Below are 12,978 nucleotides of genomic sequence, written 5' to 3'. Positions count from 1 at the left end.
GTCCGCTCACAACCGCCGTGCGCTCACCAACCGCGCGCGTGCCACTCCGGCAGATGCGGGCGCTCGGCGCCCAGCGTCGTGTCGTTGCCGTGGCCCGGGTAGACCCAGGTCTCGTCCGGGAGGGCGTCGAAGATCTTCGTCTCCACGTCGTGGATCAGGTCGGCGAACGCCTTCGGGTCCTTGTGGGTGTTGCCGACTCCGCCGGGGAAGAGGCAGTCCCCGGTGAACACGTGCGGGTGGCCGTGCGGGTCGTCGTAGACGAGCGCGATCGAGCCGGGGGTGTGGCCGACGAGGTGGCGTGCGGTGAGTTCCACCTGCCCCACCCGGACGGTGCCGCCGTCGTCCACGAGGACGTCGGTCGGCACCGGGATGCCCTCGGCGTCGTCCCGTCCCGCGTACGTACGCGCGTGCGTGGCCGCCACGACCTCCGCCAGCGCCTGCCAGTGGTCGGCGTGCCGGTGGGTGGTGACCACGGAGGCGATGCCGTCGTCACCGATCATGGCGAGCAGCGTGTGCGCGTCGTTGGCCGCGTCGATCAGCAGTTGCTCGTCCGTGGCCCGGCAGCGCAGCAGATAGGCGTTGTTGTCCATCGGGCCGACCGCGATCTTCGTGATCATCAGGTCCTTGAGCTCGTGGACGTCCGCCGGGCCGCCGACCTTCACCTCTCCGCTGTACGTCATGGCCGTCAGCCTATAGCGGGGCAGCCGCCCGGGGACCACCGCGCACGCGGCTACAGCGTGGGCAGCACGGGCAGCGCCACACCCTCGTCGAGGACGTCCACGCCCTCGCCCCGAGTCCGCCCCGACAGCCAGCCCAGCAGTGCGGTGGAGGGGCCCAGGACGACGATCGGCTCGTCGTCGAGCTGCCGGCCCGTGCACCACTCGAGACGGACCGCGTCCTCCTGGGCCATCAGCGCGATGCCCGGAACCTCCGGATGGTTCGTGAACCGCTCCGCGAGGAACCCGATCTCCCGCTCGACGAACTCCGCCGGAAGGTCCTCGAGCTCGTAGCCGATCCCGAGGTCGACGTGGTGCAGCTCGACCTCCACCCAGCGCCGGAACGGCACCCGGGACGCGGAGTCGGTGACGCCGTTGCGCAGCTCCACCGTCCGCGACCAGTCCGAGAGCGCGTCCGCCGTCCGCTGCCAGCGGGCCGCGCTCTCGCGCACGTCGGCGAGCTGGGCGTCGAGGGGGCGCGGGGCGTCCCGCTCGATGTCGGCGTCCCGGGCCTCGGCGGACGTGTACATGGGACGGCCCTCGAACACGTTCACCAGTGCGTCCGCGTTGCGGGCGAGGTGGGACAGGACGTGACCCCGGGTCCAGCCGGGCAGGCGTGACTGGTCGGTCACAGCCGCGTTGTCCAGCTTGCCGACTGCGGTCAGCAGTCGCTCGGTTGCGTCCTGCACAGACGCCAGGTCGCGTACGTGATCAATCATGACGCCGACCCTAGTCCCACCACACCTTCGGGTGAAGGTGGCGAAGGACGACCGTAAATCGAATGTACGTGCTATAAGCTCGGGCGTGGCATCGGGCATGCTGGAGAGCCGGGGTTTGTTGTGTATCCGGGTGCATCCGGGAATCCCGCCCGGCGTTGTCAGTGGCTCCCCCTAGTCTGAGAAAGCACGGGGGCCCCGCCCCTGTCACTTCTCTCAAGAAAGGTGCGGACCGGCGTGGCCGACCGTCTCATCGTCCGTGGCGCGCGCGAGCACAACCTGAAGAACGTCTCGCTCGACCTGCCTCGGGACTCGCTCATCGTCTTCACGGGCCTGTCCGGGTCGGGCAAGTCCTCCCTGGCCTTCGACACGATCTTCGCCGAGGGCCAGCGGCGCTACGTGGAGTCGCTCTCCTCGTACGCCCGCCAGTTCCTCGGCCAGATGGACAAGCCGGACGTCGACTTCATCGAGGGCCTGTCCCCGGCGGTTTCCATCGACCAGAAGTCGACCTCGCGCAACCCGCGCTCGACGGTCGGCACCATCACCGAGGTCTACGACTACCTGCGGCTGCTCTTCGCCCGCATCGGCAAGCCGCACTGCCCCGAGTGCGGCCGCCCGATCTCGCGCCAGTCGCCGCAGGCCATCGTCGACAAGGTGCTGGAGCTGCCGGAGGGGAGCCGCTTCCAGGTCCTCTCGCCGCTGGTGCGCGAGCGCAAGGGCGAGTTCGTCGACCTCTTCGCCGACCTCCAGACCAAGGGCTACTCCCGCGCGCGCGTGGACGGCGAGACCATCCAGCTCTCCCACCCGCCCACGCTGAAGAAGCAGGAGAAGCACACCATCGAGGTGGTCGTCGACCGCCTCACGGTCAAGGACTCCGCCAAGCGCCGCCTCACCGACTCCGTCGAGACCGCGCTCGGCCTGTCCGGCGGCATGGTCGTGCTCGACTTCGTCGACCTGCCCGAGGACGACCCCGAGCGCGAGCGGATGTACTCGGAGCACCTGTACTGCCCGTACGACGACCTGTCCTTCGAGGAGATGGAGCCCCGTTCCTTCTCCTTCAACTCGCCCTTCGGCGCCTGCCCCGAGTGCACCGGCATCGGCACCCGCATGGAGGTCGACCCGGAGCTGATCGTCCCGGACGAGGAGAAGACCCTCGACGAGGGCGCCATCCACCCCTGGTCGCACGGGCACACCAAGGACTACTTCGGACGGCTGGTCGGGGCCCTCGCCGACGCCCTCGGCTTCCGCACCGACATCCCCTTCGCGGGCCTTCCGCAGCGCGCCAAGAAGGCCCTGCTCTACGGCCACAAGACGCAGATCGAGGTCCGGTACCGCAACCGGTACGGGCGCGAGCGCGTCTACACCACGCCCTTCGAGGGTGCCGTGCCGTTCGTCAAGCGCCGCCACAGCGAGGCCGAGAGCGACGCCAGCCGCGAGCGCTTCGAGGGGTACATGCGCGAGGTGCCCTGCCCCACCTGCGAGGGCACGCGCCTGAAGCCGGTCGTCCTCGCGGTCACGCTCATGGGCAGGTCGATCGCCGAGATCTCCGCGATGTCGATCAGCGACTGCGCGGACTTCCTGCGCGGGCTGAAGCTCGACGCCCGCGACAAGAAGATCGCCGAGCGGGTGCTCAAGGAGGTCAACGAGCGGCTGCGGTTCCTGGTCGACGTCGGCCTCGACTACCTCTCGCTGAACCGCGCGGCCGGCACGCTCTCCGGCGGCGAGGCCCAGCGCATCCGTCTGGCCACGCAGATCGGCTCCGGGCTCGTCGGCGTCCTGTACGTCCTCGACGAGCCGTCCATCGGCCTGCACCAGCGCGACAACCACCGGCTGATCGAGACCCTGGTCCGGCTGCGCGACATGGGCAACACGCTCATCGTCGTCGAGCACGACGAGGACACCATCAAGACCGCCGACTGGATCGTCGACATCGGCCCCGGCGCGGGCGAGCACGGCGGCAAGGTCGTGCACAGCGGCTCCCTGAAGGAACTGCTCGCCAACGCCGAGTCGCAGACCGGGCAGTACCTGTCCGGCGAGAAGGCGATCCCGCTGCCCGACATCCGGCGCCCGCTCGACCCGTCGCGGCAGCTCACCGTGCACGGCGCCCGGGAGAACAACCTCCAGGACATCGACGTGTCCTTCCCGCTCGGCGTGTTCACGGCCGTCACCGGAGTCTCGGGCTCCGGCAAGTCGACGCTGGTCAACGACATCCTCTACACACACCTGGCCCGCGAGTTGAACGGCGCGCGCAACGTGCCCGGCCGGCACACGCGCGTGGACGGCGACGATCTCGTCGACAAGGTGGTGCACGTCGACCAGTCGCCCATCGGCCGCACCCCACGGTCCAACCCGGCGACGTACACCGGCGTCTTCGACCACGTCCGCAAGCTGTTCGCCGAGACCACCGAGGCGAAGGTCCGGGGCTACCAGCCCGGCCGCTTCTCCTTCAACGTCAAGGGCGGGCGCTGCGAGAACTGCGCGGGCGACGGCACCATCAAGATCGAGATGAACTTCCTGCCCGACGTCTACGTCCCCTGCGAGGTCTGCCACGGCGCCCGCTACAACCGGGAGACCCTGGACGTCCACTACAAGGGCAAGTCCATCGCCGACGTGCTGAACATGCCGATCGAGGAGGCGACGGAGTTCTTCGAGGCCGTCCCGGCGATCGCCCGCCACCTCAGGACCCTCAAGGACGTCGGCCTCGGCTATGTCCGGCTCGGCCAGTCCGCGACCACCCTGTCCGGCGGTGAGGCGCAGCGCGTGAAGCTCGCCAGCGAGCTCCAGCGCCGCTCCACCGGACGCACGGTCTACGTCCTGGACGAGCCCACCACCGGTCTGCACTTCGAGGACATCAGCAAGCTGCTGAAGGTGCTGTCCGGACTGGTCGACAAGGGCAACACGGTCATCGTCATCGAGCACAACCTCGATGTGATCAAGACCGCCGACTGGGTCGTCGACATGGGTCCCGAGGGCGGTGCCGGCGGCGGCCTGGTCGTCGCCGAGGGCACACCCGAGCAGGTCGCCGGCGTGCCGACGAGCCACACCGGGAAGTTCCTGCGCGAGATCCTCCAGCCGGACCGGATCAGCGACGCCGCCTCCTCGGCCAAGGCCTCGCGAGGCACCGCCGCCAAGAAGGGCGTCGCGGCCGCGTCGGCGACCCGCAAGACGGCCACGGCCAGGACGACGACCAAGACCGTCAACAGCACGGCGAGCAAGAAGGCGACGCCCGCGAAGAAGACGACGCGGGCCCGCAAGGCCTGAGGCACCGTCCGACAGGTCCCTCGCGCCCCGGGGCACTCCCGTGGGGCGCGAGGGGCACCGGACGCCTACGGCGCGCCCGCCTCCGCCGCGTACGGCGGCTCCGCTCCCGCGCGGGAGCAGGTGATCGCTGCCGCGCGTGCCGCGAACCGCAGCAGCCGGCTCCAGCCGGACGCGCCGAGGCCCGCGAGGCCTTCGGCGGAGAGGGCGTCCTGGACGGACAGTCCGTGCAGCAGGGCCGCGTTCACGGTGTCACCCGCGCCGATGGTGTCGACGACGTCGACCTTCTCGCCCGGCACGGAGTGCTCCGCGCCGTCCCGGGTGTACGCGGTGAGCCCGTCGCCGCCGTGGGTGATCACCACCGCCGAGGGTCCGGCGGCCAGCCACTCGCGCGGAGTGCCGCCCAGCCACTCTGCGTCCTCCTCGGAGAGCTTCAGCAGCGACACCGAGGGCAGCCAGCTCGCGAAGCGCGCCCGGTAGGCGTCCGCGTCCGCGATCAGCCCGGGCCGGATGTTCGGGTCGAGCGCGGTGAACACACCCTGCTCGGACGCCGTCCGCATCAGCTCCTCGTAGGCGCTCGCGCCCGGCTCCAGCACCAGCGAACAGGTACCGAAGGACACCGCGCGGGTCCCGGCGGGCAGCGCCGCCGGCGCGGTGAACAGACGGTCGGCGGTGCCGTCGACGTAGAACGAGTACGCGGCGGAGCCGTCGGTGCCGACCGTGGCGACCGCCAGGGTGGTCGGCTCGGCGCCGCGCTGCACACCGGACACGTCCACCCCGGCCCCCCGCAGCCCGTCGAGCAGGGCCTCGCCGAAGGCGTCGTACGACGTGCGCGAGCAGAACACCGTCGGCGAGCCGAGGCGGCCCAACGCGACGGCCGTGTTGTACGGGCCGCCGCCGAGCGCCGGTCTGAGGTCCGCGAGGGCGCCCCTTCCCCGCGGTACCAGGTCGATCAGGGCCTCACCGGCGACGACGATCACGAGTCGGTTCCTTCCTCGGACAGCTCGGGCCCGGGAAGGTATCCCATCGCGCGCCGGAGGTAAAACGCCGGCCCGGGGGTCCGCCCGACCCGCCCCGATCCGCCCGACCCGCCCCCGTACGGTCCGGACCCGCTGGGTATCGTCGGCGTGTCCAGCCCCTTGACCAGTGGAGGCCTTCATGTCCGGCCATCCCTCCGCGAGCCGCCGCACGATATTGCGGGGAGCGGCCCTCACCCCCGCCGTCGCGCTCGGGCTCACCGCCTGCGGACCGATCGGCGGCGTCTCGACCCCCGCCACGCCCACCGCGCCGGTCGACCTCGGCGCCGAGAGCGAGGTTCCCGAGGGCGGCGCCAAGCTGTACCGGGACCACAACGTGGTGGTCAGCCGGGAGGCGGACGGCACCCTCAAGGCGTTCAGCACGATCTGCACGCACGCGCAGTGCCCGATCAACAAGCTGGAGGGCACGAAGCTGATCTGTCCCTGCCACGGCAGCGAGTTCGACGCCACGACCGGCGAGGTGGTGCGCTCCCCGGCCAGCGTGCCGCTGCCCGAACTGCCGGTGCGCGCGCAGGGCGGCCGGCTCGTCGCCGGACCCGGCGACTGACGGCCGCCGCCGGCCCGGCCCGTTCACTCCCAGTCCCAGCCGACCCCCAGGGTCCCCGACCGCACGCGCGGCTCCACCAGGTGCACCGAACGGTGCCGCTCGCTCACCGGCAGGTCCCGGCGGCCGCTGCGCGGAGCCGCCGCCGACGCCTGGGTGAACCGGTGGCAGCGCACCGGCAGGGTGCCGGCGTCGAACCGCACCTGAAGGGCGTACTGGCCGCCGGCGGAGGCGAACTCCCGGACGTACTCGCGCGTCGTCCCGGCCGTTCCGTCTTCCACGCCGTGCCGGAACAGGAACGTGTCACCGGCCCGTAGCCGGGTGTCGAAGAGCAGTTCGGCCACCACCACTCCGGTGTCGTGGTCCCGGCGTATCCGCCCGGTACGGCAGTTCTCCAGGGCGTGCACGGTCATCCGCTCCGGAGCGCACCCCGGATCGCCGTGGTGGACGGCCACGAAACGGTCCACGCCGTCGCGGTGGGCGCGCACGATGTGCTGGGACTCGCGGCCCGCGAGCTCGCGCCGCGCCCCGATCAGCACCCGCTCGTGGTGTCCGAGCACGTGCAGCCCGTCGCCGGGCGGACAGTCCAGCTCCGCCAGCAGCCCGCGCAGCACGTTTGAGGCCTGGACGAGGGAGCGGTAGGAGCGGACGGCGGGCCGCCCGGCCGCCGCGTGCTCGTCGGCGTCGGCCAACAGCCGGATCAACGACTCGTCGGGCAACCGCAGGATCTCCTCCAGCGCCCGCACGGCCCGCAGGGACTCCGGGCGCTGCGGGCGCCGGGCGCCCTGCTGCCAGTAGCTGAGACTGGTGACGCCGACCTTCACCCCGTAGCGCGTCAGATGGTGCTGCACGCGTTGCAACGGCAGCCCACGGGCGGCGATCGCGGCGCGCAGCGCCACGTGGAAGGGGCCGCCCCGCAGGGCCGTGTCCAGTTCCGCGGTGGCGACGTCCGCCTGCTGTGGGGCGTGCGGCATGCGCGGGCCTTTCTGTGAAGGTGCGGGCCGCTCGGCGGACCCCTCACGCGGGTCGTCGGGGCCGCCCGCGCGAAGGCAGAGGTTCTTCACATCCGTACGCCGTCGTTCACGGCCCCGAGTTCCCCCGCATTGAAGCGTGTTGACCAAGTCCCGACAACACCCGGGACACGACGGGAGTGCTCTCCCGGCCGGGGAAGCCGCCCCGCCCGGGGCGCGCCGCGGCCCGGGGTGTGGAGGGCCGCCGCGGTGTCAGCGCCCGACAGTAGGGTTGAGTCATGGCCGACCCCTCCAGCTACCGCCCCAAGCCGGGAGACATCCCGGACTCTCCCGGGGTCTACCGCTTCCGCGACGAGCACCGCCGGGTCATCTACGTGGGAAAGGCGAAGAGCCTGCGCCAGCGCCTGGCGAACTACTTCCAGGACCTCGCGAACCTCCACCCGCGCACCCGCAGCATGGTCACCACGGCCGCGTCCGTGGAGTGGACGGTGGTGTCCACGGAGGTCGAGGCGCTGCAACTGGAGTACTCCTGGATCAAGGAGTTCGACCCCCGGTTCAACGTCAAGTACCGCGACGACAAGAGCTACCCGTACCTCGCGGTGACGATGAACGAGGAGTTCCCGCGCGTGCAGGTGATGCGCGGCCACAAGAAGAAGGGCGTGCGCTACTTCGGGCCGTACGGGCACGCGTGGGCCATCCGCGACACCGTCGACCTGCTGCTGCGCGTCTTCCCGGTGCGCACCTGCTCGGCCGGTGTCTTCAAGAACGCCGCCCGTACCGGCCGCCCCTGCCTGCTGGGCTACATCGGCAAGTGCTCCGCGCCCTGCGTCGGCCGCGTCTCCGCCGAGGAGCACCGCGAACTGGCCGAGGACTTCAGCGACTTCATGGCCGGCCGCACCGGCACGTATCTGCGCCGCCTGGAGCGGCGGATGACGGAGGCGGCCGAGGAGATGGAGTACGAGCGGGCCGCCCGCCTGCGCGACGACATCGAGGCCCTGAAGAAGGCCATGGAGAAGAACGCGGTCGTGCTCGCCGACGCGACCGACGCCGACCTCATCGCCGTCGCCGAGGACGAACTGGAGGCCGCGGTGCAGATCTTCCACGTGCGCGGCGGCCGGGTGCGCGGCCAGCGCGGCTGGGTGACCGACAAGGTGGAGGACGTCACCACCGGCGCCCTCGTCGAGCACGCCCTTCAGCAGCTGTACGGCGAGGAGAGCGGGGACGCCGTCCCCAAGGAGGTCCTCGTCCCGGCCCTGCCCGACCCGGTCGAGCCCGTCCAGCAGTGGCTCGCCGAGCGCCGCGGCTCCAACGTCTCGCTGCGCATCCCGCAGCGCGGCGACAAGAAGGCGCTCATGGAGACCGTGCAGCGCAACGCCCAGCAGGGGCTCGTCCTGCACAAGACCAGGCGCGCCTCCGACCTCACCACGCGCTCGCGTGCCCTGGAGGAGATCGCCGAGGCCCTCGACCTGGACAGCGCCCCGCTCAGGATCGAGTGCTACGACATCTCCCATCTCCAGGGCGACGACGTGGTGGCCTCCATGGTCGTCTTCGAGGACGGCCTCCAGCGCAAGAGCGAGTACCGCCGTTTCCAGATCAAGGGTCGTGTCGGGGACACGCAGCTCTGGCACGGCGAGGGGCAGGACGACGTCCGCTCCATGCACGAGGTGATCACCCGCCGCTTCAAGCGCTACCTCGCGGAGAAGGAGAGGACCGGCGAGTGGGTCGACGGCGAGGACGTCGCCGTGGACGGATCGCCCGGCGGAACAGCGGACGGAACCCCCGGTGACTCGCCCGACGGCGCACCCGGCGGCCCCGTCGGCGCCCTCACCGAGGACGACGGCCGCCCCAAGCGCTTCGCCTACCCGCCCCAACTCGTCGTCGTCGACGGCGGTCAGCCCCAGGTGGCGGCAGCCCAGCGGGCCCTGGACGAACTCGGCATCGACGACATCGCCGTGTGCGGGCTGGCCAAGCGCCTGGAGGAGGTGTGGCTGCCCGGCGACGACGACCCGGTGGTCCTGCCCCGCAGCAGCGAGGGCCTGTACCTGCTGCAACGCGTACGCGACGAGGCCCACCGGTTCGCGATCACCTACCAGCGCACCAGACGGGCCAAGCGCTTCCGGGCCGGCCCCCTGGACGACGTGCCGGGCCTCGGCGAGACACGCAAACAGGCGCTGATCAAGCATTTCGGCTCGGTGAAGCGGCTGCGGTCCGCGACAATCGACCAGATCTGCGGGGTACCCGGTATAGGCCGCAAAACGGCCGAGACCATCGCCGCGGCCCTCGCCCAGGCGGCCCCGGCCGCACCGGCCGTCAACACGGCGACTGGAGAGATCATGGAAGACGTGGAAGAAGCGCCATCGGTGACGACGGCGGGTGACGCGGAGGCGCCCGTGCCCACGGGCGTCCCGGACGACCGACGGGGGCAGGAGACATGACCGAGCACGACGCACGGCGAAGCGCCGAGCGAGATCAGTCCCACGAGGGACCGCGCGAGGAACAGCACGAGCGCGCGCCCGAGGAAAACGGAGCACAGGTGAGTACGGGCATCGACACGGCCGGCGTCCCCGACACGGCCATTCCCGAGCTGGTGATCATCTCCGGCATGTCCGGGGCCGGCCGGTCCACGGCCGCCAAATGTTTGGAGGACCTCGGCTGGTTCGTCGTCGACAACCTGCCGCCGGCGCTGATCCCCACCATGGTGGAGCTCGGTGCCCGCTCGCAGGGCAACGTGGCCCGCATCGCGGTCGTCGTCGACGTCCGCGGCCGCCGCTTCTTCGACAACCTGCGCGAGTCCCTGGCCGACCTGGAGGCCAAGCACGTCACCCGGCGGATCGTCTTCCTGGAGTCCTCCGACGAGGCCCTGGTGCGCCGCTTCGAGTCGGTGCGCCGGCCCCACCCGCTCCAGGGCGACGGGCGGATCGTCGACGGCATCGCGGCCGAACGCGAGCTGCTGCGCGAACTGCGCGGCGACGCCGACCTGGTGATCGACACCTCCAGCCTCAACGTGCACGAACTGCGCGCCAAGATGGACGCCCAGTTCGCCGGCGAGGAGGAGCCCGAGCTGCGGGCCACCGTGATGTCGTTCGGCTTCAAGTACGGCCTGCCGGTCGACGCCGACCTGGTCGCCGACATGCGGTTCCTGCCCAATCCGCACTGGGTTCCCGAACTGCGCCCGTACACCGGCCTGAACGACGAGGTCGCCGCGTACGTCTTCAACCAGCCCGGTGCCAAGGAGTTCCTCGACCGCTACGCCGAGCTGCTGCGACTCATCTCGGCCGGCTACCGGCGTGAGGGCAAGCGGTACGTGACCATCGCGATCGGCTGCACGGGCGGCAAGCACCGCTCGGTGGCCATGTCGGAGAAGCTCGCCGCGCGGCTCGCGGCCGAGGGCGTGGAGACCGTCGTCGTCCACCGGGACATGGGGCGCGAGTGAGCAGACGTACTCCCCGGCTGAGCAGGCTGCGCCGGGTGGTGCCGGAGGGGCGTTCGGCACGGCAGGCGCTCGCGGCGCGCGCGGCACGCCCGGCCGAGGCCCGGGGCGCCCGGCCGCGCCGCCGCGGCGCCCAGCCCAAGGTGGTCGCCCTCGGCGGCGGCATGGGTCTGTCCGCCTCGCTCGCGGCACTGCGCAGGATCACCGGCGACCTGACCGCCGTCGTCACCGTGGCCGACGACGGGGGCTCCAGCGGGCGGCTGCGCGACGAGCTGGGCGTGCTGCCGCCCGGGGACCTGCGCAAGGCGCTGGCCGCGCTGTGCGGCGACGACGACTGGGGCCAGACCTGGGCCCGAGTGATCCAGCACCGCTTCACCTCCCAGGGCGACCTGCACGACCACGCGGTGGGCAACCTGCTGATCGTCGCCCTGTGGGAACAGCTCGGCGACCACGTCCAGGCGCTGGACCTGGTGGGCAAGCTGCTGGGCGCGCACGGGCGCGTGCTGCCCATGTCCGCCGTGCCCCTGGAGCTCCAGGCGCTCGTCAAGGGGCACGACCCGGAGCGGCCCGAGGCCGTCGACACCGTGCGCGGCCAGGCCACCGTCGCGCTCACCCCGGGCGAGGTGCAGTCCGTGCACCTGGTCCCGAACGACCCGCCCGCCGTGCCCGAGGCCGTCGACGCGGTCCTGGACGCGGACTGGGTGGTGCTCGGACCCGGCTCCTGGTTCTCCTCGGTCATTCCGCACCTGCTGGTGCCCGAGCTGCTCGAGGCGCTCACCGAGACCAGAGCACGCCGGGTGCTGTCCCTGAACCTCGCGCCGCAGCCGGGAGAAACCGAGGGCTTCTCCCCGCAGCGTCATTTGGAGGTTTTGGGACGACACGCCCCTAAACTCGCCCTGGACGTGGTGCTGGCCGACGAGGCCGCCGTGCCCGACCGCGAAGTGCTCACCGAGGCCGCCAAGCGGTTCGGTGCCGCGGTCGAGCTCGCGCCGGTGGCCCGGAGGGACGGAACTCCGCGGCACGACCCGGAGCTGCTGGCCGCCGCGTACGACCGTATTTTTCGGATGCATGGAAGGATCGGCCCATGGCGATGACGGCAGCGGTGAAGGACGAGATCTCCCGGCTCCCCGTCACCCGGACCTGCTGCAGGAAGGCGGAGGTCTCCGCCCTGCTGCGGTTCGCCGGCGGCCTCCATCTGGTCAGCGGGCGGATCGTGATCGAGGCGGAGCTGGACACCGCCATGGCGGCACGGCGCCTGAAGCGGGACATCCTGGAGATCTTCGGCCACAGCTCCGAGCTGATCGTGATGGCGCCGGGTGGGCTGCGCCGCGGCTCGCGCTACGTCGTGCGCGTCGTCGCGGGCGGCGACCAGCTGGCCCGCCAGACCGGGCTGGTCGACGGGCGGGGCAGGCCGATCCGCGGCCTGCCGCCGCAGGTGGTCTCGGGGGCCACCTGCGACGCCGAGGCCGCCTGGCGCGGTGCCTTCCTGGCCCACGGCTCGCTCACCGAGCCCGGCCGCTCCTCCTCCCTGGAGGTGACCTGCCCGGGCCCGGAGGCGGCACTCGCCCTGGTCGGTGCCGCCCGCCGGCTGTCCATCGCCGCGAAGGCCCGCGAGGTGCGGGGCGTGGACCGGGTGGTGGTCCGCGACGGCGACGCGATCGGCGCCCTGCTCACCCGCCTGGGCGCCCACGAGTCCGTGCTGGCCTGGGAGGAGCGGCGGATGCGCCGCGAGGTCCGCGCCACGGCCAACCGCCTGGCCAACTTCGACGACGCCAACCTGCGCCGCTCCGCGCGCGCGGCCGTCGCCGCCGGCGCGCGGGTGGCCCGCGCCCTGGAGATCCTCGCCGACGACGTCCCCGAGCACCTCGCCGCCGCGGGGCGCCTGCGCATGGAGCACAAGCAGGCCTCCCTGGAAGAGCTCGGCGCGCTCGCCGACCCCCCGCTGACCAAGGACGCCGTCGCCGGCCGCATCCGCCGCCTGCTGGCCATGGCCGACAAGCGGGCCTCCGACCTCGGCGTCCCCGGCACCGAGGCGAACCTCTCCGAGGAACTGGCGGACAACCTCGTGGGCTGACCGCTGCCGGACCGCCAGGGCCGGACCGCCCGGCCGGACCCCATGTCCTGGCCGGCCCCCACGTCCCGATCGGCACGCCCACATCGACCGCCGCCCCCAGCGACCGCCGCCCCGCATCGACTGTCGCCTCATCCCGACCGGCCACCACCGGCCAACCGGCACTGAACGGTTGATCGGTGGTGGCCGGTCGGTCGTTCGGGCAACTACCGACAGTGACCGACCCGGGTCGGCG

At 71.9% G+C, this 12,978-nt stretch carries 10 protein-coding genes; 6 read left to right on the top strand and 4 right to left on the bottom strand.

Features of this window, described 5'->3' with window-relative positions; all coding sequences use genetic code 11:
* Nucleotides 1-23: 23 nt before the first annotated feature.
* The gene (locus ACTYVM_RS00855) at nt 24-680 is read right to left on the bottom strand and encodes an MBL fold metallo-hydrolase (protein ID WP_445524025.1); all 657 of its coding nucleotides are present in this window, start codon (nt 678-680) and stop codon (nt 24-26) included.
* A gap of 50 nt (nt 681-730) precedes the next feature.
* On the bottom strand, nt 731-1,435 hold the full coding sequence (locus ACTYVM_RS00850) for a maleylpyruvate isomerase family mycothiol-dependent enzyme (protein WP_445524024.1): 705 nt from the start codon (nt 1,433-1,435) through the stop codon (nt 731-733).
* 234 nt (nt 1,436-1,669) lie between these two features.
* Here ACTYVM_RS00850 and uvrA point away from each other — a divergent pair, with 234 nt between their 5' ends.
* Nucleotides 1,670-4,693 carry an excinuclease ABC subunit UvrA gene (uvrA, locus tag ACTYVM_RS00845; protein ID WP_445524023.1) on the top strand — a complete coding sequence of 1,008 codons (3,024 nt, stop codon included), beginning with the start codon at nt 1,670-1,672 and terminating at the stop codon, nt 4,691-4,693.
* 65 nt (nt 4,694-4,758) lie between these two features.
* On the opposite strand, the gene ACTYVM_RS00840 is transcribed toward uvrA, so the two are convergent.
* Nucleotides 4,759-5,670, bottom strand: coding sequence for a carbohydrate kinase family protein (locus tag ACTYVM_RS00840; protein ID WP_400026300.1), 912 nt, complete (start codon nt 5,668-5,670; stop codon nt 4,759-4,761).
* Between the two features lie 178 nt (nt 5,671-5,848).
* On the opposite strand from ACTYVM_RS00840, the gene ACTYVM_RS00835 reads away from it, so the two are divergent.
* Nucleotides 5,849-6,274, top strand: coding sequence for a Rieske (2Fe-2S) protein (locus tag ACTYVM_RS00835; RefSeq protein ID WP_445524022.1), 426 nt, complete (start codon nt 5,849-5,851; stop codon nt 6,272-6,274).
* Nucleotides 6,275-6,297: 23 nt separating this feature from the next.
* Here ACTYVM_RS00835 and ACTYVM_RS00830 read toward each other — a convergent pair whose 3' ends face one another.
* Nucleotides 6,298-7,245 (bottom strand): hypothetical protein, encoded by a 948-nt coding sequence (locus tag ACTYVM_RS00830; protein ID WP_445524021.1) that lies wholly within the window; start codon nt 7,243-7,245, stop codon nt 6,298-6,300.
* Between the two features lie 275 nt (nt 7,246-7,520).
* Here ACTYVM_RS00830 and uvrC point away from each other — a divergent pair, with 275 nt between their 5' ends.
* From uvrC to whiA, 4 genes are read left to right on the top strand one after another with little or no spacing between them, the layout of a single operon-like run.
* On the top strand, nt 7,521-9,677 hold the full coding sequence (gene uvrC / locus ACTYVM_RS00825) for an excinuclease ABC subunit UvrC (RefSeq protein ID WP_445524020.1): 2,157 nt from the start codon (nt 7,521-7,523) through the stop codon (nt 9,675-9,677).
* Nucleotides 9,674-10,675 carry an RNase adapter RapZ gene (gene rapZ / locus ACTYVM_RS00820; protein WP_400026306.1) on the top strand — a complete coding sequence of 334 codons (1,002 nt, stop codon included), beginning with the start codon at nt 9,674-9,676 and terminating at the stop codon, nt 10,673-10,675. Before uvrC ends, rapZ begins: the two co-directional genes overlap by 4 nt.
* A complete protein-coding gene (locus ACTYVM_RS00815; RefSeq protein ID WP_400026307.1) occupies nt 10,672-11,766 on the top strand; it encodes a gluconeogenesis factor YvcK family protein in 1,095 nt (364 codons plus the stop codon). The genes rapZ and ACTYVM_RS00815 overlap by 4 nt, the downstream gene beginning before the upstream one ends.
* Complete coding sequence (whiA, locus tag ACTYVM_RS00810; protein ID WP_445524019.1) at nt 11,757-12,746, top strand: DNA-binding protein WhiA; 990 nt, start codon at nt 11,757-11,759, stop codon at nt 12,744-12,746. Before ACTYVM_RS00815 ends, whiA begins: the two co-directional genes overlap by 10 nt.
* The last annotated feature ends 232 nt before the right edge of the window (nt 12,747-12,978 follow it).

The sequence above is a fragment of the Streptomyces cyslabdanicus genome (assembly GCF_052663305.1).
The sequence above is the reverse complement of the archived record's forward strand: the minus strand, read 5'-3'. Positions and strand labels throughout refer to the sequence as shown.